22 protein-coding genes are annotated in these 23,325 nt (G+C 60.1%); 2 read left to right on the top strand and 20 right to left on the bottom strand.

From position 1 onward, the window contains the following. Positions 1 to 2: 2 nt before the first annotated feature. From HX793_RS27235 to HX793_RS27330, 20 genes are all read right to left on the bottom strand, one after another. Complete coding sequence (locus HX793_RS27235; RefSeq protein WP_177052877.1) at positions 3 to 614, bottom strand: ABC-type transport auxiliary lipoprotein family protein; 612 nt, start codon at positions 612 to 614, stop codon at positions 3 to 5. Next, complete coding sequence (locus HX793_RS27240) at positions 611 to 1,549, bottom strand: MlaD family protein (protein ID WP_095014151.1); 939 nt, start codon at positions 1,547 to 1,549, stop codon at positions 611 to 613. The genes HX793_RS27235 and HX793_RS27240 overlap by 4 nt, the downstream gene beginning before the upstream one ends. A gap of 1 nt (position 1,550) precedes the next feature. Next, complete coding sequence (locus HX793_RS27245; protein ID WP_177052878.1) at positions 1,551 to 2,354, bottom strand: ABC transporter ATP-binding protein; 804 nt, start codon at positions 2,352 to 2,354, stop codon at positions 1,551 to 1,553. Then, positions 2,351 to 3,499, bottom strand: coding sequence for an ABC transporter permease (locus HX793_RS27250; RefSeq protein WP_095014153.1), 1,149 nt, complete (start codon positions 3,497 to 3,499; stop codon positions 2,351 to 2,353). The genes HX793_RS27245 and HX793_RS27250 overlap by 4 nt, the downstream gene beginning before the upstream one ends. Positions 3,500 to 3,554: 55 nt before the next feature. Continuing rightward, positions 3,555 to 4,586: a DUF5924 family protein gene (locus HX793_RS27255; RefSeq protein WP_177052879.1), complete on the bottom strand. Its 1,032-nt coding sequence runs from the start codon at positions 4,584 to 4,586 to the stop codon at positions 3,555 to 3,557. A gap of 72 nt (positions 4,587 to 4,658) precedes the next feature. Next, a complete protein-coding gene (locus tag HX793_RS27260; protein WP_177096717.1) occupies positions 4,659 to 6,041 on the bottom strand; it encodes a M16 family metallopeptidase in 1,383 nt (460 codons plus the stop codon). 57 nt (positions 6,042 to 6,098) lie between these two features. Then, positions 6,099 to 7,757, bottom strand: a complete 1,659-nt coding sequence (locus tag HX793_RS27265) for a Na/Pi cotransporter family protein (RefSeq protein ID WP_016978808.1) — start codon at positions 7,755 to 7,757, stop codon at positions 6,099 to 6,101. Positions 7,758 to 7,967: 210 nt separating this feature from the next. Next, a complete protein-coding gene (locus tag HX793_RS27270) occupies positions 7,968 to 8,735 on the bottom strand; it encodes a TerC family protein (RefSeq protein WP_016978809.1) in 768 nt (255 codons plus the stop codon). A 65-nt stretch (positions 8,736 to 8,800) separates the two neighbouring features. Then, entirely contained in the window at positions 8,801 to 10,108 is a 1,308-nt protein-coding gene (locus tag HX793_RS27275; RefSeq protein WP_016978810.1) for a CitMHS family transporter, read from the bottom strand. Between the two features lie 379 nt (positions 10,109 to 10,487). After that, positions 10,488 to 12,449 (bottom strand): DUF7844 domain-containing protein, encoded by a 1,962-nt coding sequence (locus HX793_RS27280; protein WP_177052881.1) that lies wholly within the window; start codon positions 12,447 to 12,449, stop codon positions 10,488 to 10,490. Then, the gene (locus tag HX793_RS27285) at positions 12,446 to 12,766 is read right to left on the bottom strand and encodes a DUF2388 domain-containing protein (RefSeq protein WP_028618669.1); all 321 of its coding nucleotides are present in this window, start codon (positions 12,764 to 12,766) and stop codon (positions 12,446 to 12,448) included. The genes HX793_RS27280 and HX793_RS27285 overlap by 4 nt, the downstream gene beginning before the upstream one ends. A gap of 39 nt (positions 12,767 to 12,805) precedes the next feature. Then, entirely contained in the window at positions 12,806 to 13,114 is a 309-nt protein-coding gene (locus HX793_RS27290; RefSeq protein WP_177096719.1) for a DUF2388 domain-containing protein, read from the bottom strand. 80 nt (positions 13,115 to 13,194) lie between these two features. Further along, positions 13,195 to 13,515, bottom strand: coding sequence for a DUF2388 domain-containing protein (locus tag HX793_RS27295; RefSeq protein WP_016978814.1), 321 nt, complete (start codon positions 13,513 to 13,515; stop codon positions 13,195 to 13,197). 136 nt (positions 13,516 to 13,651) lie between these two features. After that, positions 13,652 to 13,837: a DUF1127 domain-containing protein gene (locus tag HX793_RS27300; RefSeq protein WP_016978815.1), complete on the bottom strand. Its 186-nt coding sequence runs from the start codon at positions 13,835 to 13,837 to the stop codon at positions 13,652 to 13,654. Positions 13,838 to 14,100: 263 nt separating this feature from the next. Then, a complete protein-coding gene (locus HX793_RS27305) occupies positions 14,101 to 14,316 on the bottom strand; it encodes a DUF1127 domain-containing protein (RefSeq protein WP_010168694.1) in 216 nt (71 codons plus the stop codon). A 318-nt stretch (positions 14,317 to 14,634) separates the two neighbouring features. Beyond that, entirely contained in the window at positions 14,635 to 16,128 is a 1,494-nt protein-coding gene (scpC, locus tag HX793_RS27310) for a succinyl-CoA:acetate CoA-transferase ScpC (RefSeq protein WP_177052882.1), read from the bottom strand. Between the two features lie 179 nt (positions 16,129 to 16,307). After that, positions 16,308 to 17,744, bottom strand: a complete 1,437-nt coding sequence (locus HX793_RS27315) for an NAD(P)(+) transhydrogenase (Re/Si-specific) subunit beta (RefSeq protein ID WP_177096721.1) — start codon at positions 17,742 to 17,744, stop codon at positions 16,308 to 16,310. Then, entirely contained in the window at positions 17,744 to 18,064 is a 321-nt protein-coding gene (locus tag HX793_RS27320) for an NAD(P) transhydrogenase subunit alpha part 2 (protein ID WP_003187417.1), read from the bottom strand. Before HX793_RS27320 ends, HX793_RS27315 begins: the two co-directional genes overlap by 1 nt. 15 nt (positions 18,065 to 18,079) lie before the next feature. After that, positions 18,080 to 19,201, bottom strand: a complete 1,122-nt coding sequence (locus HX793_RS27325; protein WP_016978818.1) for a Re/Si-specific NAD(P)(+) transhydrogenase subunit alpha — start codon at positions 19,199 to 19,201, stop codon at positions 18,080 to 18,082. 452 nt (positions 19,202 to 19,653) lie between these two features. Next, on the bottom strand, positions 19,654 to 20,553 hold the full coding sequence (locus tag HX793_RS27330) for a LysR family transcriptional regulator (protein WP_177058525.1): 900 nt from the start codon (positions 20,551 to 20,553) through the stop codon (positions 19,654 to 19,656). A gap of 156 nt (positions 20,554 to 20,709) precedes the next feature. Between HX793_RS27330 and HX793_RS27335 the strand changes: the two genes are divergently transcribed. Further along, the gene (locus tag HX793_RS27335) at positions 20,710 to 21,891 is read left to right on the top strand and encodes an acyl-CoA dehydrogenase (RefSeq protein ID WP_177058523.1); all 1,182 of its coding nucleotides are present in this window, start codon (positions 20,710 to 20,712) and stop codon (positions 21,889 to 21,891) included. 13 nt (positions 21,892 to 21,904) lie between these two features. Then, positions 21,905 to 23,125: a CaiB/BaiF CoA transferase family protein gene (locus tag HX793_RS27340; protein ID WP_177096723.1), complete on the top strand. Its 1,221-nt coding sequence runs from the start codon at positions 21,905 to 21,907 to the stop codon at positions 23,123 to 23,125. The last annotated feature ends 200 nt before the right edge of the window (positions 23,126 to 23,325 follow it).

Raw genomic sequence — 23,325 nt, forward strand, 5'->3', positions numbered from 1 at the left:
TCCTACAGTGGGTGTGCTGCCGTGCCTTGACTCACCACCCAATCCACCACCTGCTTGTTCAACTGATCCCCCGCCTGCCCAAACCCGGCCACCACCGCTGGCACCTTGGTGTCGCTCACCGGCTGCCGCACCTCAAACCGTCGGCTGGCAACGATCCGCTGATCACGCCCCCGCACCAACCGCGCATCCAGGCGAATCACCACCTCCACCGCACTGCCGTGGTATTCACTCTGGAACGCCTGCAGTTGACCGCCCAGCTCATAGTCGGACTGCAGATTGGTATCGTCAGTGCTCAGCAGCGTCACCCGGCCATCGCGCTGGAAGCCGTCCATGAAGCGGTTGCGCAGCAGCACCGGCGACGGGTCGCTCCAGCGCGAGTTGGCATAACTGCTGATCAGGTCGCCATTAGGCACCACGGCAATGCGCGGGCTGTCGAGAAATTCGCTGGTCTGCGGCTTGTTCACGCGCAGTGACCAACTGACCGGCGCGGCCTTGCTGGCTGTCTGGGCCGAGGACAGGCGATACACATCGGAAGGGTCGGCCTTGGGCAGGATCGAGCACGCGCTCACCAGTGCCAGGGCCACCGGGGCGATCATTTGGTAAGCACGCTTCATGGCGTGAACTCCTTGTTCTTGTCGCTGCCCAGCAGGTAACCGCTGGGGTTGGCTTCCAGGCGGCGGGAGATGGCGCGTAGCGAACCGAGGGTTTCGCGCAGTTCGCGCACGGCCGGCGCCAGTTCGTTGAGGCCTTGCATGCCGCTGTTCACCGAGTCCTTGTTGTTGGTCAACAAGGTATTGATGGTCGCGGTGCTTTGTTCAAGGGATTTCATGGCCTGCTCGGCACTGCCGAAGGCCTGCTTGCCTTGTTCGTTGAGCAAGCCGTTGGCGTTGCGCATCAGCACGGTGGTCTGCTCCAGGGCGGCGCTCGCCTGTTTGCTCACCTGCATCAGTTGTTGCATCACCACCTTGATATCGCCGCGCTGGTCGGCGATGGCACCGGTGGTTTGTTGCAGGTTGTCCAACGTATTGCTCAGGCGTTCGACATTCTCGCGGGAGAACATGTGGTTGGCGTTGTGCAGCAGCAGGTTGACGCTGGTCATCAGGTCGTTGCTGTTGTTCAGCAGGCGCGCGATGGGCGATGGTGAGGCGATGATCTGTGGCAGGTTACCGTCCTTGCCCTTGAGTTCGGGACTCTGTGGGGTGCCGCCGCTGAGCTGGATGATCGAGGTACCCGTGATGCCGGTCAGGGCCAGCTTGGCCTGGGTGTCTTCCTTGACCGGCGTCTGCCCGGCCAGGCGGATACGTGCCAGGACGCGGCGCGGATCCTTGGGGTCCAGGCTCAGGCTGATGACATCGCCCACCTTGATCCCGCTGTACTGCACCGAACTGCCCTGGGACAGGCCGCTGACCGCCTCGTTGAAGATCACTTCGTAGTCCTGGAAGGCGCTGTCGACGCTGGACTTGGCCAGCCACAGGCCGAACAGCATCGCGCCGACCACCACGATCACGCTGAACAGACCGATCATCACATGATGGGCTCGGGTTTCCATGTCATACCTCGTTAAGCGATTGAGCGGCATCCAATGCCGCGCGGCCACGGGGGCCGTGGAAATATTCGTGGATCCATGCGTCGTCCGTTTCCGAGACAACATCAATGGCATCGGCCACCAGCACTTTCTTCTGCGCCAGCACCGCCACGCGGTCGGTGATGGTGTACAGCGTGTCCAGGTCGTGGGTGACCAGGAACACGCTCAGGCCCAACGCATCGCGCAGGGTCAGGATCAATTGGTCGAATTGCGCCGCGCCGATCGGGTCGAGGCCGGCGGTGGGTTCATCGAGGAACAGGATGTCCGGGTCCAGGGCCAACGCGCGGGCCAGGGCGGCGCGTTTGATCATGCCGCCGGACAGTGACGCCGGGTACTTGTCGGCCGCCGACAATGGCAACCCGGCCAGGGCCAGTTTTACTGCGGCCAGATGTTCGGCGTCGCGGCGGCTGAGGCCCGCGTGTTCGATCAACGGCAATGCAACGTTCTCGGTGACCGTCAGCGAAGAGAACAGCGCGCCTTTCTGGAACAGCACGCCAAAGCGCCGTTCCACCAGAGAGCGCTCATGTTCCGGCAGGCTCGGCAGGTTCTTGCCAAACACCCGCACCTCACCTTCGCTGGGTCGACGCAGGCCGACGATACTGCGCAGCAGCACCGACTTGCCGCTGCCGGAGCCACCGACCACCGCGAGGATCTCGCCTTTGTACAAATCCAGGTCGAGGTTCTCGTGCACGCTCTGGCTGCCAAAGCGATTGCACAGCCCGCGCACTTCAATCACCGCCTTGGCGGGCGCTCGGTGTAGACGACTCACCAGCCCATCTCCATGAAGAACAGCGCGGCGACCGCATCCAGCACGATCACCACAAAGATCGATTGCACCACGCTGGAGGTGGTGTGGGCGCCGACGGACTCAGCGCTGCCGCTGACCTTGAAGCCTTCCAGGCAGCCAATGGCGGCGATCAGGAACGCGAAGACCGGCGCTTTCACCATGCCCACCAGGAAGTGCTGCACGCCAATGTCTGATTGAAGCAACGAGAGGAACATCGCTGGCGAAATATCCAGGGCCACGGCGCAGACCACGCCGCCGCCGACAATCCCCGAGAGCATCGCCAGGAATGTCAGCATCGGCAGCGCCACCAGCAATGCCAGCACGCGAGGCAGCACCAGCAGCTCCATCGGGTCCAGCCCCAGGGTGCGGATCGCGTCGATTTCTTCGTTGGCCTTCATCGAGCCGATTTGGGCGGTAAAGGCACTGGCTGTGCGACCGGCGATCAGGATCGCGGTCAGCAACACGCCGAATTCCCGCAGGAAAGAGAACGCCACCAAGTCGACGGTAAAAATAGTTGCGCCAAAACTCTTGAGCACAGTGGCGCCGAGGAATGCCACCACGGCACCCACCAGAAAGGTCAGCAGGGCCACGATGGGCGCGGCGTCGAGGCCGACCTGTTCCAGGTGCGCGACCATGGGCGTGATGCGCCAGCGCTTGGGACGGAAAATGCCACGGGCGAAGGTTTCGAGGATCAGGCCGATAAAACCCAGCAGTTTCTTGCTGTCCTGCCAGACGGTGTCCACCGCTCGGCCAATGCGCGCCAGCACCTGGATGCCGGCGGTTTCTTCGGGCGCCTTGTCCGGCACGCAAAAATCATTCAGGGAACGGTAGACGGTCTTGAGCAGGGCGCGGTCAGCGGCAGACAGACTGCAATCGGTCTGCTCGGCGGATTGCTCGATGCGGCTTGGCCCCAGCAACTCCACCAGCAACGACGCGCCGGCAGTATCCAGGGCGCCGAGGCCGTTGAGGTCGATGCGTGCGCCGGCATCGTATTGGCCGTCGAGCGTGTCCGACAGCTTCTTCAGGTTGGCGTAGTGGGCAAGCGTCCAGTCCCCCGTAATCCTCAGTTGTGGCGGGGTGGTGGACGTGTCGAGGTGGGCTGCACCGGCCGTCGTAGGGGGGGTCATAAGCTCCGAGCTTTGTTTGGCTATCCACAATTCCTACGTAATAGCACGAACCTGCCTACTTTGGGTTGTCCGTTTGTGCTGAGTCCGTCACTTTGAAGCGCAACACGCCGATCACCTGCCCGTCTTCGGTCAGTACCCGCACTTGCCAGCGGCCCACGGCGTCGCCGGGGAAATTCTGTTTGTGGGTCCAGGCGCGATAGCCCTCTTTGCGCCCGCCGTGGATATCCAGGGCGATGCGGTCGACCTCTTTGCCGTTGAATTGCCACACATGGTAGATGCGCTCATCCAACCCGCGCGGCGCATTGATCGCGGTGTAGGCGTACAACCCGCCGCCGCGCAGTTGGGCGGCGGTGACTTCCTTGAGGTCGTCGCCCGGCGTGCGGTCTTGCAGTTGGGTGCTGATGGCCACTTCGGTCATCCACAAGGTGGCCGGCGGCACCCAACTGCGCAGGAACCACCCGGCGCACCCAATGGCGGCCGTGACCCCGAGCAACATCGCCCAGCCTTTAAGGCTGCGTAGCGGCATGCTCACGGCCAGGGTTGGAATCGACAATGCCATGGCCACGCCCAAGGCGAGTTTGTAACTTTCGGCCGTGGTCAGGTGCAGGATGATCGGCAGCGCAGTGAGCAGCGCGGCGAACAGGGTGAAGGTGTGCAGCGCGAGGAACAGTGAGCGTTTGGGCGCCAGCCATTTGTAGTACAGCGGGTCGACGATCGACACCAGCGCCGCCGCGCCGAGCAGGCCGGTGAACACCGATTGGCCGCTGTTCCACGCTGTGGTGATGAAAAAGAACGGCAACACAAAGAACAGGCTTTCCTGGTGGATCATCTGGGTCGCGTAGCGCAGCAGCGGTTCGGGGATTTCGCGCTTGAAGACCTTGGTGAACAGCTGGGTGAAGCTGTTTTCCAGCATCAGCCACAACCAGCTCACCAGCATGATCACCGCGATCCAACTGGCCATGCCCTGCTGGCGATCCACCAGAATGAAGCTGCCCACGCCCGAGATGAAGCCGCCGAGTGCAATCACCCCTGGGTAGCGCTTCATCAGTTCGAGGATGCGGGTGATCAAACGGGTGAGGTTTTGCATTCGGCAGTTCGCAGTCTTTGTAGGAAAAAATCCCAGATAGAATAACGTCTTAGCCCGTTGTTCGTTGCCCGATTACGCAATCCGTTTGCGATAAACCCGCACGCCAATCAACACAAAGGCGATCAGCCCGAGGACACCGGCACCGATCCAGCTGAGCCCGTCGTAACTGAGCAGCGGTTTCTCGATGCGCCAGTAGCCCGGCTGCTTGAACACTTGGCGCATGGCCTGGTTGGTCTGGTCCAGGCTCACGGCCTTGATGCGTTTGACCGGGTCGCTGAAATGCCCGTTGTTGTAGTCACCGGAAGCGCTCCAGTAATAGTCGGCCAATGCGCTGTTGCCCTGCACGGCCCAGGCCTGGCGGGCGACCGCGGCTTGTTGCAGGCGGGCGAATACCGCAGGGTCCAGGCCGTCTTTGAGCAACTGCGCCCTGAGGTCCTGAAGGACCTGTTCGGCTTCGGGCAGGTTTTCCCGCTCCAGGTCGGCGTTCAGGCTGAGGAAGCCGACGCCGCCGAGCACTTCGCGTTCACTCCACGGGCCGTAGGACAAACCGTGGTTGAGGCGCAGTTGGCGGTACAGCGCCCAGTCGAGGTAGTCCTTGAGCAGGTCGTAGGTTTCATCATGCCCGTCGTCCAGTACCGGCTCCGGGAACAGCCAGTGCAGTTTGGCGCTATCGCCGACCCAGCCGTGGATCAGTTCGCGGTGGGTGGCGGCGGCACGCTGGATTTCCGGGAGTGCCGGGTGTTCCGTGGGTTCGACCGGGTCGAGTTGGCCATAGGTACGTTCCAGATAGGCCGGTAGCAATTTGTCGAGGTCACCGACGATGATCAGGGTCATGTTGTTGGGCGCGTACCAGTTTTTGCGCAGGTTCTCCAACTGGTCGCGAGTCAGATGGTCGACCTCGGCGCGTTCGGCGCATTTGAGGCCCAGCTCGACGGCCAGTTGATTGCTGGCGGTGTGGCCTAGATCCTGGCGGTCCAGCAGGCGTTGCAGGTGTGAGTAGTGGCCGCCGTCTTCGCGCTCCACCACCCGCTTGGCGGCGTCGATATTGGCGTCGGTCAATTCGGTGCGGGTGAGGATCGCCAGCAACAGGTCCAGCACCTTGCGCTGGTTTTGCGCGGGCGCCTCGATCACGAAGGTGGTGTCGGCGTTGCTGGTATAGGCATTCCACTCGCCGCCCAGGGCTTGCATGCGGTCTTCCAGCTCACCTTCTCCACCGCCGTCGATGCCGCTGAACAGCAAGTGTTCCAGCAGGTGCGGCAGCTCTTTGTCCTCGCAACTGAAGTCATCCAGACCCACGCCCACCACCAGGCGGATCGCCACATGCCCACGTTCGGTGCCCGGCTTGAGCAGCAATTGCAGGCCGTTGGGCAAGGTGTAGCCCTCGACTTGCAGGCGGTCAAAGGCGAAGGCATGGGCAGAACCCATGAGCAGGCAGGCGAACAACAGGCGACGCATAACAAGCTTCCTGGCGAGTGAGGTCAGTTTTAACTGACTTCGCGGGCCATCATCCGTTCAAGGCGAGTGTGTGATGTCGGCAATATCTTCGGCGGAGAGCGCGCCGGTGTCGGACGTTTCCAACACTACATAAGCACTGCTGCAAAACAACGAGTTGAGGCGTTTCATGTCCGCAATCAGCTCCAGGTGTAGGGAGCTGGTCTCCAGACTCTGTACGATTTTTCTCTGCAGGCGACTCACGTGCGCGTGGGCCAGGCGGCGTTCCTGGGCGCGGAATCGGCGTTTTTCGCGCAGCAATTGGCGGGCACTTTCCGGGTCGGCGCTCAGGAACACCGACAGGCCCAGGCGCAGGTTGGCGATCAACTGACTGTGCAGGCCAGTGAGTTCTTCCAGGCCCACTTCCGAAAACTGGCGACGCTGGGAAGTTTTCTGCTGCTGAACTTTGCGCAGCATGCGTTCGATCAGGTCGCCGGCCAGTTTCAGGTTGATCGACAGCTCGATGATTTCGGCCCAGCGCCGGCTGTCCTGTTCACTGAGGTCTTCGCGGGGCATTTGCGCCAGGTAGAGCTTGATCGCGCTGTACAGCGATTCGACGTCGTCGCTGAGGCTGCGCATTTCCTGGGTGATGGCGGTCTGTTTGCCGCGCAGCACTTCCTGCATGGCGGTCAGCATGTTGTCGATCAGGTCGCCCAGGCGCAGGGTTTCACGGGCGGCGTTGGCCAGGGCCAGGCTTGGGGTGCTGAGTGCCGTCAGGTCCAGATGGCGCGGCTTGGCCTTGCCGTTGACCTCTTCGCGCTCGGGCAGCAGCCACGCGCACAGTTTTGCCATCGGGCCGATGGTGGGCAACAGGATCAGGCAACGGCTGACGTTGTAGAGCAGGTGGAAGGTGATGACCATGCCTTGGGCGCTGTAGTCCAAGCCATCCATCCACAGCACCAGCGGGTCCAGCACAGGAATGATCAGCAACAGGCCGATCAATTTGTACAACAGGCTGCCCAGCGCCACTTGGCGCCCGGCCGCGTTCTGCATGCTGGTGCTGAGAAAGGCCAACACGCCGCTGCCGATGTTGGCGCCGATCACCAGGCCGATGGCCACGTGCAAGCCGATCACGCCTGCGCCGGCCAGGGTCGCGGTCAGTAGGACGGCCGCCAGGCTGGAGTAGGAAATCATCGCGAATAAGGCGCCGACCAAGGCGTCGAGGAGGATGTCGCCGGTCAAGGACGCGAACAGCACTTTCACGCCTTGGGCGTGGGTGATGGGGCCGGCGGCTTCGACGATGAGTTGTAGCGCGAGGATGATCAGCCCGAGGCCGATCCCCACGCGTCCCAACTGCCCTGCCCGCGTTTGCTTGCGCGACAGGAAGAAAATCACCCCGAGAAAAATCAGCAGCGGCGACAGCCAGGACAAATCGAACGTCAGCACCCGCGCCATCAATGCAGTACCGACATCGGCGCCGAGCATGGTCGCCAGGGCGGGCATCAGGCCCATCAGGCCCTGGCCGACGAAAGAGGTCACCAGCATCGCCGTGGCGTTGCTGCTCTGCACCATGGCCGTCACCAGGATACCGGCGATAAACGCCAGCCAGCGCTTGGACATGTTCTGCCCGATGACTTGGCGCAAGTTGGACCCGTAGACCCGCAGGATGCCGGTACGGACGATGTGCGTGCCCCAGATCAGCAGGGTCACGGCGGAAAGCAGATTGAGCAAGGTCAGCATGCTCGGCCCCCCGTGTGGGTGCGCTCTAAAGTGAGCGAAGGAAAGTTGCCGCGTGCCGCTCTACGTCTTGTACTTAAGCTGTAGTTGGCGAATGGGCTCTGCGCCAGCATCGCATAGCTAAAGTGGGGATTGAAACAAAACTGTCATGAAATCAACTTTTTGTGGATGCAAAAAAGGGGCTTGAAAAGCCCCTTTTTGTCTGGCTCGGGTTTATTGACCCGGAATGTCTTTGCGCAGTTTCACCGGATCCTGCTGTTTTTTCTTTTTCGCGATGGCGGTGCGCATCTTGATGTTCACCGCTTCCACCGCCAGCGAGAACGCCATGGCGAAGTAGACGTAGCCTTTTGGCACGTGCACATCGAAGGATTCGGCGATCAGCACGGTACCTACGACCAGCAGGAACGACAGCGCCAGCATTTTCAGCGACGGGTGCTTGTCGATGAATTCGCTGATGGTGCCGGCCGCCAGCATCATCACCAGTACCGCCACGACAATCGCCGCGACCATGACCGGGACATGGGACACCATGCCGACAGCGGTGATGACCGAGTCCAGGGAGAACACGATGTCGATGATCGCGATCTGGATGATGGTGTAGATGAACTTGCCACCGGCGCCCTTCGGCTCGTCGTGGGTTTCGTCTTCACCTTCCAGCGCGTGGTACATCTCCTGGGAGCTTTTCCACAGCAGGAACAGGCCACCGAAGAACAGGATCAGGTCGCGACCGGAAATGCCTTGGCCGAAGACCACAAAGAGGTCGGCGGTTAGTTGCATCACCCAGGTGATCGACAGCAGCAACAGGATGCGCGTGATCATGGCCAGCGCCAGGCCGAAGATCCGGGTGCGCGCCTGCATATGCTTGGGCATGCGGCTGACCAGGATCGAAATCATGATGATGTTATCGATGCCCAGGACGATCTCGAGGGCCGTCAGGGTGAAGAAGGCAATCCAGATTTCCGGATTGGTCAGCCATTCCATGTGTATTCCTTTGAGCAAGTGTTAAACCGCGCAAGCTGCAGCGCCGCGCGGTTGAGTTGGTACGATTATAGAGTGCTGAACAGCGGAATAATCCCCATCAGCAACGCGGCGACCATTATGCACAGGCATACCAGCACTGCCCACTTGAGGGTGAAGCGCTGGTGATCGCCAAATTCGATACCCGCCAAAGCGACCAGCAGGTAAGTTGAAGGTACGAGCGGGCTCAACAGGTGCACCGGTTGGCCGACGATCGACGCACGGCCCATTTCTGCGGCAGTGATGCCGTAGTGGCTGGCGGCTTCGGCGAGGACTGGTAGTACGCCGTAGTAGAACGCATCGTTGGACATGAAGAACGTAAACGGCATGCTCACCAGCGCGGTGATCACGGCCAGGTACGGGCCCAGCGCTTCAGGGATAACGGCCAGCAGGCTCTTGGACATGGCATCGACCATGCCGGTGCCCGACAGGATGCCGGTGAAGATACCGGCCGCGAAGATCAGCCCCACCACCGCCAATACGCTGCCGGAGTGGGCGGCGACGCGGTCCTTCTGCATCTGCAGGCACGGGTAGTTGACGATCATCGCGATACTGAACGCCACCATGAACAGCACTGGCAGTGGCAATAGGCCGGCGATCAGGGTGCACATCAGGGCGAAGGTCAGCGCGCCGTTGAACCAGATCAGCTTCGGACGTCGGGCGTCCGGGAATTGCGACACGCTGATTTCGCTGTGGTCGATCTCGTCGCCTTGCAGGTGCAATTCACCCAGGCGTGCACGTTCGCGCAGGCCGTACATGTAGGCGATCACCAGGATGGCGACGACGCCGGCGGCCATGGCCGGGATCATCGGTACGAAAATGTCCGATGGGTCCACATGCAGCGCACTCGCGGCACGGGCGGTCGGGCCGCCCCAAGGCGTCATGTTCATCACGCCGCCGGCGAGGATGATCAGGCCGGCCATGATCCGCGGGCTCATGCCGATGCGCTGGTACAGCGGCAGCATGGCGGCCACGCAGATCATGTAGGTGGTGGCGCCGTCACCGTCGAGGGACACGACCAGGGCCAGCACCGCGGTGCCGACCGAGACTTTCAGCGGGTCGCCCTTGACCATCTTGAGGATCTTGCGCACGGCCGGGTCGAACAGGCCGGAGTCGATCATCAGGGCAAAGTAGAGAATGGCGAACATCAGCATCACGCCGGTCGGCGCGAGCTTGGTGATGCCCGCAAGCATCATCGGGCCGATCTCCGGCGCGAAACCGCCGAACAGCGCGAACAGGATCGGCACGATGATCAAGGCGATCAGCGCGGACAGGCGCTTGGTCATGATCAGGAACATGAACGTGATGACCATGGCAAAGCCAAGGAAAGTCAGCATAGGAGTACTCCAGGCGTAGCGCGGCTAGGGAATGGCGAACCGAGGGGGGGTCAGCGCAGAGCGAAAGGCACGAGGCGTACGGGTGGAGTGGGGGCGAACAGGCGGGTACGAGCGGACATCGGGAATCACCATTGTTGTTGTTAACAGCCGGTCTGTTGCCGGCAGTGGAGGCGATCCTAGACGGGTAAGCTTTCAGCCAGCTTTCGCTGAGAAAACAGGTGATGAGGGGAAGGCGCACGGTCTTAAGGCACACGCAGATCAAATGTGGGAGCTGGCTTGCCTGCGATGGCGTCAGCACAGCCTGCATTACCGTTGCCTGGCCCACCGCTATCGCAGGCAAGCCAGCTCCCACATTAGAGCGGTGTTTACCGCCAGTTGATCAGGGCAGTTCGAGGCCGCCGGCGGCTTTGTGCAGGCTGCGCAGGTGTTCGCCGACCTGCTTGAGGTTGGCTTCGCAGGCGGCGATCTCGGCAGAGCGCGAAGGCTCCAGCAGCGCCCTCACCTCTTTATCCAGCTCGCCAGTCAGTGATTGCAGTTGCTTCTGGCGCTCGGCGCTTTCCGATTCCAGGCGCTGGGCTTCCGAAGGTTGCGGCAGGCCATAGCCGCCGCTGCCCAAGAGTTCTGCCGGGCGACTGAGGAAACCGCTGTTGGCGAGGATCTGTTGCAGCGTAGCGTTGGCTTTCTCCATGCCACCGTTTTTCAGTTCGCGGGCGCCGAGGTAGCGTTGTTTGACTTCGTCCTGGGCCAGCATCAACTGCTTGCGAAAGCTCGCCTGCTCAAGCAGTAACAACGCGGCGCTGGTGCGCAGATCGGCCTGGCCGAACCACTGGCGGCGCTCCTCTGCGCTGAGAGACAGCCAGTCTTCGACCTGGGTCTGTTTGATCGGCAGGTGTTTGCGCAGCACATCGAACATCGCCTGGTAGCGTTCGCGGAAGGAGTCGAAGTGATAGCCCAGGCGTAACGCCCGGCGTTTGTCGTCCAAGACGCTGGTGTCGGCCAGGCCGCGGGCACTCAATACCTCAAGCAAACCGTTGGGCGTGATGTTGTCCAGACCGGTCAGTTGCGGGTTGGCGCTGCCGCTGCGTAACAGTTTCAGGCTCTCCACTGCACAGTTGTTGGAAATGAAGAAGTAGTTGCCGTCGTAGCTCCAGTGCATCTCGGCGGCATGCTCGACGGTATCGTTGATTTCCTGGCGGGTCAGTTTCAACGGCACGGAGGCCAGGCCGCGCAACTCGGTCTTGGTGTACTCGTCGATCACTTGCGCCAACGGCAGGACAAACAGGCGCGACGGGTATTTGCCGACCAGTCCGTCCCAGCTCGACAGCTGTACGTCACCCACGAACGCCCGGTAGGACAACACCAGGTGCTGGTCCAGGTCCAACCGACAATCCGGTCCACGTGGGCGACCCGGTGCGCAGATCACCAGGCGCAACATGCTGTGGCCCCAGCGGCTCACCAGGTTCTGGTTGGCTTCGGCCAGCAGGTAGTCGATTTCGTAGACGCGCTCCGGGTCGACATGGCCCAGCGGCGTCTTGGCGAAATCGTTGCCGGCGTTCAGGAATGCGTAGGTGTTGGCGCAGGTGTCTTGATTCGGCGGCGCCCAGCCAAAGTGTTCTTTGTAGTAACGGAACAGCGAGGGACGGCGGCAGGCGTAGCTCGGGTCAAGCAGGAAGTACTCCATGTTGACTGCGACGAATTCCAAGGGGCTGGTGGTTTCGTAGATGTCCGGGCTGCGCGCGACCTGATGGTTGTTCTGTTCGCGCTCGCCACGACGACCGACGTATTGCGGCCAGCCGGCAAGGTCCAGCAGGCGCGGGTCATCGCTGAGGGTAAAGCGTCGGCCATTCTGGCCACGGCATTGATCAGGCAGGCCGATCAGGCCGGTGAGATTGTTCTGGCGGCTGCAGCGGTTGATCAGTGCGCGGTCTGCTTTGGACCAGAGGCGTGCACGGTCATAAATGTGGGTCAGTTCATGCAGCACAGTGGCGAGCATCTCGCGGCGCACGGTGCCATGGGGGCGATTGGTTTTCTGGGTGGCGGCGCTGCCGTCGGTCAGGCTGGCGAGCAAGTTGCGGTTGAGGTCCAGCTCGGACACTAGGGAGGCTTGCCCGTAGGCGTTCTCGGGCATCTTGTCGGTCCAGCCGACATCGATGCGGCGGTCCAACTGCTCGATGAAGCTAGGCGGTAAAGCGCGCATCGCTTCGTCGAGCAACGCCTGGCTGGCCTGCTGTTCAGCCGGGCTCAAGCCATCGGTCTTGAGCCGCAGTTGCAGCCCGGCTTGGGCTGCGCTGGCGCACAGCAGCACAACCCCGGCCAGGAGCCAGGCGGCCATTCGCCTCACAGTGCGAGGATAGCTTCGGCGAGGGTCTGGTCACTGGCGTCGCGGGCTTCCGGCAGTCGTGTGCGCAGGGTGTCGAAGGCGGCTTCCAGGCGTGCGCCACGGATCTCGCCGTTGGTAGCGACGAAGCTGGCAGCGTCGTCGTGGGCTTCGCGCACGACTTTGGAGTCGCGTATTGAAGTGGTGGTGTCCGAGGTGAAATCAATGGTGCGGCCAGAGGCGCGAACAATGATGTTACTGGTGGCCACCAGGGTCTGTGCCTGGGCAACATCGGCCAATAACAGCAGGCCAAGGGCGGCGGCGATCAGCGGGCTACGCATGGGATGACTCCGAATACAAAGATAGAAATATAAAGATGATTATTGGACGAGAATTGCTTGCGCCAGTTCAAGGTCGCTGGCGTTAAGTTTTGGTTGGCTGCTGCGCAGATAATCCAGCGCTGACTCCAACCGTGCCCCCCGCCATTGGCCGTCAGTGGCGATAAACGCGGCAGCGTCATCCTGGGCGGCCATTATCACTTTTCTGTCGAAGGGTGCGGAAGTCACCTTGCTGGTGGCGTACGCACTGGCGACGGTGCTCTGCGTGGTCAGGTCGAAGGCCGAAGCCAAGGGCGACCAGGCGGCGCAAAGCAATACAGGAACTATTAACAGGCGGTATGAAAAAGCCATGGGACTCGACAACTGAAAACGAGCGCCAAGGCTAGCGTAATGCCCGGGCGAGAGCCAGCGCCCAGGCATCAGCCTTGCATTCAGATCGCCAGGATGGCCTGGGCCAACTGTGCGTCAGTTGCGCTGTTCAGCTGCGGCGCTTGTTGGCGGATCTGGGCCAGGGCGCTTTCCAGTTTCACGCCACGGATGGCGCCTTCGCTGGCGACAAAGCTGGCGGCGTCGTCACGGGCAGCGCGTACGACTTTGTTGTCGCGCAGGGATGAAGTTGCATCGGAAGTGGCGTCGGAGGTGGCTTTCAGCGCGCCGACGATGGAGTCGGTGGTCACGATGAAGCTGGTCGCATTGGCGTTGGCAGCCAGGGCCAACAGGGCGGCGGCACTCAGCAGGCGAAGACGGGACATGGGATGACTCCTGTAGATGAACGGATAGGGTGGCGCAGGGCAACCATTGGGGATCAGACGCCCGTACTACGCGGTTCGCCACGTGGTGACTGGATATTAAGCCGCCGTTTATCCGTTCGGGAAGCGTCTTGACTGCCTAGTCACGCCAGAACGGTTTGGACAGCTCGTTCATCCGATCGCCAGGGCTGATGCCCAGGTCGGACAGTTCACGGCTATCAAGCTGAGACAGCTGGCGCCGTTCATAGGCCTGGCGCAGCCATTTGGCGAGGGTCGAAGCGGCTCGACGTAACAACCGCTTATGGCTGTGGGTTGGCTTGTTCATGGCGTGCACCTTTCATGAGGTCTTGGAACACCATGTTCAGTGAGAGCATGTGACCGATACAGATACACTGGAGTTAAATTGTACTGCTTAACTGTTGTATTTTTTAAACTGTACCTGTCTGCGAATGGTGCCACTGTTTTCCCTTTGAAAACCCAAACCCTGAAAACAACAAAGCCCGCCTCCGGTTTCCCGGGGCGGGCTTTGTTTTGACAAATCAGGGTGCTGGCGGTGGACCCGGTAGGTCAGGGCCAGCGAGCGCTAAGTTAGCGCCAGAACGGCTTGCTCAGCTCTTCGTAGCGTTGAGCTTCGCTGATGCCTGCGTCAGCCAGCAGACGCGAATCCAGGCGAGCCAGTTGATGGCGGCTGGAGATGCGGCGCTGCCACAACATCAGGTTGGCGATAACGCGCAGAGGCAGGGAGGCCTGGGTGTTTACAGCTTTTTCTTCGAAGAACAGATCGGAACTGAGTGTACGTTCCATGATGACATCCTTCCGCTTGTGGCGGGATTAGGTAGTGGTTTAACTGATGCCAATGATCCTCTTCCGGCGCAAGACTCTCTAGATACAGTTCACCTGTATTGTGAGGGGCCAGTTAACTGTTTATGGGTGCTGTACTGTACAGAAATGGGGCAACTGTACCTGTCCGCACTGAAGTGGTGCGAAATAGGTGTTTTAGACGTGATGTGTGGGATATTTCGGTAGGAAATGACCGGTACAGCAGTACAGTTTTTTCTAGAAAGGGCAGTGAAGAGATCAAGCTGATGAAACTGTGTTTGCATCAGCCCGGATCTGTATCAATCACGCCTTGAGCATATGCCCGGTTTCTTCCAGGTTGATGTGCCAGCTCAGTGCTTCACGCAGGATGTGCGGGGTGTGCCCGCCGATGGCGCAGGCGGCGTTGAAGTAACTGTTCAGGGCATCGCGGTAGGCGGGGTGCACACAGTTATCGATGATCACCCGCGCCCGTTCCCGTGGTGCCAGGCCACGCAGGTCGGCAAGCCCAACCTCGGTGACCAGGATGTCGACGTCATGCTCGGTGTGGTCCACATGGCTGACCATCGGCACCACGCTGGAAATCGCCCCGCCTTTGGCAATGGATTTGGTAACAAAGATCGCCAGGTGCGCATTGCGCGCGAAATCCCCGGAGCCGCCAATACCGTTCATCATCCGTGTGCCACAGACATGGGTGGAGTTGACGTTGCCGTAGATGTCGAACTCCAGCGCGGTGTTGATGCCGATGATGCCCAGGCGACGCACCACTTCAGGGTGGTTGGAGATCTCTTGCGGGCGTAGTACCAGTTTGTCCTTGTACTTCTCCAAGTTGCCGAACACGTCGGCATTGCGGCGCTCCGACAGGGTGATCGAGCTGCCCGACGCAAAGCTCAGCTTGCCCGCGTCGATCAGGTCGAAGGTCGAATCCTGCAACACTTCCGAATACATGGTCAGTTCTTCGAACGGCGATTCGATCAAGCCACACATCACCGCGTTGGCGATATTGCCGATGCCGGCCTGCAACGGCCCGAGTTTGTTGGTCATGCGGCCGGCGTCGACTTCCTGCTTGAGGAAGTTGATCAGGTGATTGGCGATGCCTTGGGTGTCACTGTCGGGTGGCGTCACGGTCGATGCGGAGTCGGCCTGGTTGGTGATGACGATGGCGGCGATCTTTTCCGGTGGGATCGGAATCGCAGTACTGCCGATCCGGTCATTGACCTTCACCAACGGAATTGGCGTACGGGTTGGCCGGTACGTCGGGATATAGATGTCGTGCAACCCTTCCAGGTTCGGGTTGTGTGCCAGGTTGATCTCGACGATTACCTGCTTGGCGAAAATCGCAAAGCTGGCCGAGTTGCCAACCGAGGTTGTTGGCACAATATGGCCTTGCTCAGTGATCGCGACCGCCTCAATCACCGCAATATCCGGCAGCTTGAGCTGATTGTTGCGCAGTTGCTCGACGGTTTCCGACAGGTGCTGGTCGATAAACATCACTTCGCCGGCGTTGATCGCCTTGCGCAAGGTGCTGTCGACCTGGAACGGCATGCGTCGCGACAGTACGCCCGCTTCGGTCAGTTGCTTGTCCAGGTCATTGCCCAGGCTGGCGCCGGTCATCAGGGTGATTTTCAGCGGCGAGGTCTTGGCGCGTTCAGCCAGAGCGTGTGGGACGGCCTTGGCTTCACCGGCACGGGTGAAGCCGCTCATGCCGACGGTCATGCCGTCCTCGATCAGTGCGGCGGCGTCTGCCGCGCTCATGACCTTGTTCAACAACGAAGGCAAGCGGATACGATCACGGTACATGGATTGTTATCTCAGGCTACGGAAGCAAGGTGCGCAGTTTAGTGATTTCAAAAAATTTCGGCCCGCTACCATGGTCGAATGCCAGACAGCGATTTAGAGCCTTTGGTCGGGTTTCATGTGGTAATAAAAAACCCCAGCCTACTGGAAGCCGGGGTTTCGAGTATTGCGCTGAAGCAGTGTTACTCGACGGCTTTGACCATGTCTTCGATGACCTTCTTGGCATCACCGAAGACCATCATGGTCTTGTCCAGGTAGAACAGCTCGTTGTCCAAGCCAGCGTAGCCGCTGGCCATCGAGCGTTTGTTGACGATGATCGTCTTGGCCTTGAAGGCTTCGAGAATCGGCATTCCCGCAATCGGGGAGTTCGGATCGTTCTTGGCGGCCGGGTTGACCACGTCGTTCGCGCCCAGCACCAGCACCACGTCGGCCTGGCCGAACTCGGAGTTGATGTCTTCCATCTCGAACACCTGGTCGTAAGGCACTTCTGCCTCGGCGAGCAGGACGTTCATGTGGCCTGGCATACGGCCCGCCACCGGGTGGATCGCGTACTTCACGGTGACGCCGTGGTGGGTCAGCTTCTCGGTCAGTTCCTTGAGCGCGTGTTGCGCCCGTGCCACTGCCAGGCCGTAGCCCGGAACGATGATCACGGTATCGGCGTTGGTCAGCAGGAAGGTCGCATCGTCAGCCGAACCGGATTTGACCGGGCGTGCTTCTTTAGATCCGGCTGCGGCACCTGCGTCCGGCGCATTGCCGAAACCGCCGAGCAGTACATTAAAGAAGGAACGGTTCATCGCCTTGCACATGATGTACGACAGGATCGCGCCGCTGGAGCCCACCAGGGAACCGGCGATGATCAGCATCGAGTTGTTCAGCGAGAAACCGATACCCGCCGCTGCCCAGCCGGAGTAGCTGTTGAGCATCGACACGACCACAGGCATGTCGGCGCCGCCGATCGGGATGATGATCAGCACGCCCAGCACGAAGGCCAGGGCCAGCATCAGCGCGAAGGCGGTGAGGTTGCCGGTGAACATAAATGCCAGGCCCAAGCCCAGCGTCAGCAAGCCCAGTACCAGATTGAGTTTATGCTGGCCGCCGAACTGTACCGGTGCGCCCTGGAACAGGCGGAACTTGTACTTGCCCGACAGTTTGCCGAATGCAATCACCGAACCGGAGAAGGTGATTGCGCCGATAGCTGCGCCAAGGAACAACTCCAGGCGGTTGCCTGCAGGAATAGCGTCTCCCAGGTTTTTGACGATGCCTAAGGATTGCGGCTCCACTACTGCGGCAATTGCGATGAGCACTGCAGCCAGGCCGATCATGCTGTGCATGAACGCTACCAGTTCAGGCATCTTGGTCATTTCTACGCGCTTGGCCATGATCGAGCCGGCGGTGCCGCCGATCAGCAGGCCGACAATCACATAGCCAATGCCTGCCGTTGCCAGCTCGGCACCCAGCTTATAGATGAGGCCGACGGTGGTCAGGACCGCCAGCGCCATGCCGAGCATGCCGAACAGGTTGCCGCGTCGCGACGTGGTCGGGTGCGACAGGCCCTTGAGCGCCTGGATGAAGCAGATCGACGCGATCAAGTAGAGCGTCGTGACGAGATTCATGCTCATTACTTAGGCGCCTCTTCTTTTACTTTCGGGGCTTTCTTCTTGAACATCTCAAGCATTCTGCGGGTGACCAGGAAGCCGCCAAACACGTTGACTGCGGCGAGTGCCACGGCCAGGGTGCCCATGGTCTTGCCCAGTGGTGTGACAGTGAGGGCCGCAGCCAGCATGGCGCCGACGATCACGATCGCGGAAATGGCGTTGGTTACCGCCATCAATGGTGTGTGCAGCGCGGGGGTAACGTTCCAGACCACGTGGTAACCGACATAAATCGCCAGCACAAAGATGATCAGGTTGTAGATACCGGGGGAGATAAGCTCTTCCATCGTCTGAATCCCTGCTTAGGCGTTTTTGCGGATGACTTGGCCGTCGCGGCACATCAGGCACGCGGCGACGATGTCGTCTTCGAGGTTGATTTCAAACTGCCCTTCCTTGGTGAAGACCAGCTTCAGGAAGTCCAGCAGGTTGCGCGCGTACAGGGCCGAGGCGTCGGCGGCGACAGCGCCGGCCAGGTTGGTCGGGCCGCAGATGATCACGCCGTTTTCCACCACGACCTGGTCAGCGACGGTCAGCGGGCAGTTACCACCTTGGGCAGCGGCAAGGTCGATCACCACGGAGCCGGGTTTCATCTGTGCGACGGTTTCAGCGCTGAGCAGGGTCGGCGCCTTGCGGCCTGGGATCAGTGCTGTGGTGATGACGATGTCGGCCTGCTTGGCGCGTTCGTGCACGGCCAGGGCCTGGCGCTGCATCCAGCTGCTCGGCATCGGACGGGCGTAGCCACCAACGCCGACGGCGCATTCGCGTTCTTCATCGGTCTCGTAAGGCACGTCGACGAATTTGGCGCCGAGGGATTCGATCTGCTCTTTAACGGCCGGGCGGACGTCAGACGCTTCGATCACCGCACCCAGACGTTTCGCCGTGGCGATGGCCTGAAGGCCCGCAACGCCAGCGCCGAGGATCAGCACGCGTGCTGCCTTCACGGTGCCTGCGGCTGTCATCAGCATCGGCATGAAGCGCGGGTAGTGATGAGCGGCGAGCAGTACGGCTTTATAGCCGGCGATGTTGGCCTGGGACGACAGCACGTCGAGGCTCTGCGCCCGAGAGGTGCGTGGAGCGGCTTCCAGTGCGAAGGCCGTGATGCCGCGTTCGGCGAGCTTGGCGATGGTTTCGTTGCTGAACGGGTTGAGCATGCCCACCAATACGGTGCCGCTTTTGATCAGCGCAAGTTCGCTGTCGCTGGGGGCTACCACCTTGAGGATCAGCTCGGCGCCAAACGCATCGTTGGCACTGCCAATGGTTGCGCCTGCCGTTTCATAGGCACTGTCGACGACGCTGGCTTTGATGCCGGCTCCGCTTTGTACAGTGACCTTATGGCCCTGGCCGATCAGCTTCTTGATGGTTTCCGGGGTGGCAGCCACCCGCGTTTCACCGGTCTGGGTTTCGAGAGGAACACCAATGTGCACGTCAAATCTCCTGCATGATCTTTTTGCTTTTGATCTTTTTGTAAAAAGGCCAGTGCACCGCGAGTGGCGCAACTGGGGCGGCCGATCAGCACGATCCCGCTGAAATGACAGCGGGGCGCGGCATTTTGCAGGCGAACTTTACGGCCTTCAAGGGATTATGACGGGTGACGAAAAATTAACTACAAGTCACCCTGTGACTGATTGTCGCAACACGCTGAAATAACCTCTTCAAATACATGGGCTTAAAGGGCTGCAGGCGCTTTTGCAATCTTTTGACATCGTTGGTGTGAATAGTCGGTCATTGGCTTGTATTAGTCGCTACAAGCCATATGAATCATGGCCTTGAGGCTTGTTTTTGCCCGATAGATACAGTCTGTTGAAATGCGACATATATGTACATCTGTAGGATTATAAATTTGCTGACTACAAAGTCAGCAATATGGCTTTGGCCTTTAAACACTTGGGCTGTAGCGCTGCGACTGGTCGATGAGCCAATCCCTGAACGCGTGCAATGAGGCTGATTCGACCTTTCTGTCAGGAATCATCAGGTAATACGCCTTCGAACTGCTCAGCGCCTCTGGGCTTGCGATCACCAATTGGCCTTCCTCCAATTCGCGTTGGATGAGGAACGGCGGGATCAGCGCGATTCCCATGTCATGCATGGCGGCCTGAGACAACATCGAGAATAGCTCGTAACGGGGGCCTGTCATGTCGCGGGGTACGCTCAGTTGCTGCGCGTTGAACCATTGGCGCCATGCGTAGGGCCTCGTCGTTTGCTGCAGAAGAGGCAGTTCTGCGATTTCCTGTGGGCTGAATTGTGTGCTGTTGCCCAATAGCCGAGGGCTGCACACGGGGATGGGGTTTTCTCCCATCAGGCGGTGCGATTCGGTACCGGACCAGTCGGCATCGCCGAAGTAGATGGCGGCGTCGAATTCGGTGTCGGCAAACAGAAAGGGCCGTGTACGGTTCGTGAGGTTGACTGTGACTTCAGGATGCTGGCGTTGGAAGTCCTTGAGGCGAGGGATCAGCCATTGAGTGCCAAATGTCGGGACCACCGCCAGCTCGATAGTGTTAGCGCCCTGCTGACCCATGACGGAAAGCGTATCGCGCTCCACTGCGTCCAGCTGTGTGGCAACGCGGCGGCTGTAGGACAGTCCTGCTTCCGTCAGTTTTACCCCTCGGCGTGAGCGACGAAACAGCTCGACACTCAAAAACTCCTCAAGGCTGGCGATCTGTCGACAGATGGCGCCTTGAGTGATCGAAAGCTCGTGTGCGGCCTTGGTAAAGCTTTCGTGGCGGGCCGCCGCTTCAAAACTGACCAGGGCGGTGGTACTGGGAATTTTTCTGCGCATATACCGTGTCCTCACATGTAAAGCGCATATGCGCGCTTGTCGGCTGTTTCGAAGTGAGAAATTAGCACAACCCTATGCAGAAACCTCGTTTGCCCTCCGCGTCGGTCGGGCCTAGGCTGGTTCCACGACTTCCGTTTTTTCCGCGAGGACTTATTCATGGCTGGCAAGGCAAGCTTCAACTGGATCGATCCACTGCTGCTGGATCAGCAGCTCACCGAAGAAGAGCGCATGGTGCGCGACAGTGCTGAGCAGTTCGCCCAGGACAAACTGGCGCCGCGTGTGCTTGAAGCCTTTCGCCATGAAAAGACTGACCCTGCGATTTTCCGCGAGATGGGCGAGACCGGTTTGCTCGGTGCGATGATTCCCGAGCAGTACGGCGGCAGCGGCTTGAATTACGTCAGTTATGGGTTGATTGCCCGCGAAGTGGAGCGTGTCGACTCCGGCTATCGCTCGATGATGAGTGTGCAGTCTTCGCTGGTCATGGTGCCGATCAATGAGTTTGGCACCGAGGCGCAGAAACAGAAGTACTTGCCGAAGTTGGCGTCTGGGGAATGGATCGGCTGTTTCGGCCTGACCGAGCCCAATCATGGGTCTGATCCAGGTGCGATGATTACCCGGGCTCGAAAAGTGGACGGCGGTTACAGCCTGACGGGCGCGAAGATGTGGATCACTAACAGCCCGATCGCGGATGTGTTTGTGGTGTGGGGCAAGGACGACGCCGGTGATATCCGTGGCTTTGTCTTGGAGAAAGGCTGGAAGGGCCTGAGTGCACCGGCGATTCACGGCAAGGTCGGGCTGCGCGCCTCCATCACCGGTGAAATCGTCATGGATAACGTATTTGTGCCGGAAGAAAACATTTTCCCGAACGTGCGTGGCTTGAAGGGCCCTTTTACCTGCCTCAACTCCGCGCGTTATGGCATTTCCTGGGGCGCGTTGGGTGCTGCTGAGTTCTGCTGGCATACCGCTCGCCAGTACACGCTGGATCGCCAGCAGTTCGGCCGTCCATTGGCTGCAACTCAACTGATCCAGAAGAAACTGGCCGACATGCAGACCGAGATCACTCTGGCCCTGCAAGGCTGCCTGCGTCTGGGGCGTATGAAGGATGAAGGTACGGCAGCGGTTGAAATCACTTCGATCATGAAGCGCAACTCCTGCGGCAAATCCCTGGATATCGCGCGTATGGCGCGCGACATGCTCGGTGGCAACGGCATTTCCGATGAGTTCGGGGTGGCGCGTCACCTGGTCAACCTGGAGGTCGTGAATACCTATGAAGGTACTCATGACGTGCATGCTCTGATTCTGGGGCGTGCGCAAACCGGTCTTCAGGCGTTCTATTAATAGGAGCACGGCCATGGGCGCGCTTTCGCATCTGCGGGTACTGGATCTATCGCGAGTACTGGCGGGCCCCTGGTCCGGGCAGATCCTTGCGGACCTTGGGGCTGAAGTGATCAAGGTCGAGCGGCCGGGCGGCGGCGACGATACGCGCGCCTGGGGGCCGCCCTTCCTTAAGGATGCCTATGGCGAGAACACCAGTGAGGCGGCGTACTACTTGTCGGCCAATCGCAACAAGCAGTCGGTGACGATCGATTTCACGCGGCCGGAGGGGCAGGCGCTGGTGCGTGAGCTGGCGGCCAAGTCGGACATCCTCATTGAAAACTTCAAGGTGGGCGGGCTTGCGGCTTATGGGTTGGACTATGAGTCGCTGAAGGAGATCAACCCCGAGTTGATCTACTGCTCGATCACAGGCTTTGGCCAGACCGGACCCTATGCGGCGCGGGCGGGCTATGACTTCATGATTCAGGGGTTGGGCGGACTTATGAGCCTGACGGGGCGTCCCGAGGGGGATGACGGTGCTGGCCCGGTCAAGGTAGGTGTGGCACTGACTGACATTCTTACGGGGCTCTACTCGACGGTTGCGATTCTGGCGGCACTGGCTCATCGCGATCATGACGGTGGCGGGCAGCACATCGATATGGCGTTACTGGATGTGCAGGTGGCCTGCCTGGCCAACCAGGCGATGAATTACCTGACGACAGGCGTATCGCCAAAGCGGTTGGGCAATGCGCATCCGAATATCGTGCCTTATCAGGATTTTCCAACGGCTGATGGTGACTTCATCTTGACGGTGGGTAATGACGGGCAGTTTCGTAAGTTTGCCGAAGTGGCTGGGCAGCCGCAGTGGGCGGATGATCCGCGCTTCGCTACTAATAAGGTGCGGGTGGCGAATCGGGCGGAACTGATTCCGTTGATTCGTCAGGCGACGGTGTTCAAGACGACGGCTGAGTGGGTGTCGCAGTTGGAGCGGGTGGGTGTGCCTTGTGGGCCAATCAATGACTTGGCTCAGGTATTTACCGATCCTCAGGTCAAGGCGCGTGGGTTGGCGATGGAGTTGCCTCACGCATTAGCGGGGATGGTGCCTCAGGTTGCCAGCCCTATACGGTTGTCCAAAACGCCAGTGGAATACCGCAATGCGCCTCCTCTGTTGGGTGAGCATACAGCTCAGGTGCTTCAGGATGTACTGGGTTTGGGCGCGGCGAACGTGGTTGCTCTTAAGGCGGCCGGTGTTATCTGAACCCTTTCCTCTATATAGAAGGTGCGGCGGGCCCTTTGTTGGTGGTTTTTTAATCAACTCTAACTAATTGATAGAAAAGCAAAATCAAGGGTTGACGGCAGATTCCAGAAGTCTATAATTCGCCCCACTTCCGGCGCAGTCGAAACGGAAAACTCCTTGGTAAACAATGAGTTATGTGAGTTTCGGCAGTAGGTTGCTTC

Source organism: Pseudomonas reactans (assembly GCF_013387025.1).
Taxonomy (GTDB): Bacteria; Pseudomonadota; Gammaproteobacteria; order Pseudomonadales; family Pseudomonadaceae; genus Aquipseudomonas; species Aquipseudomonas reactans.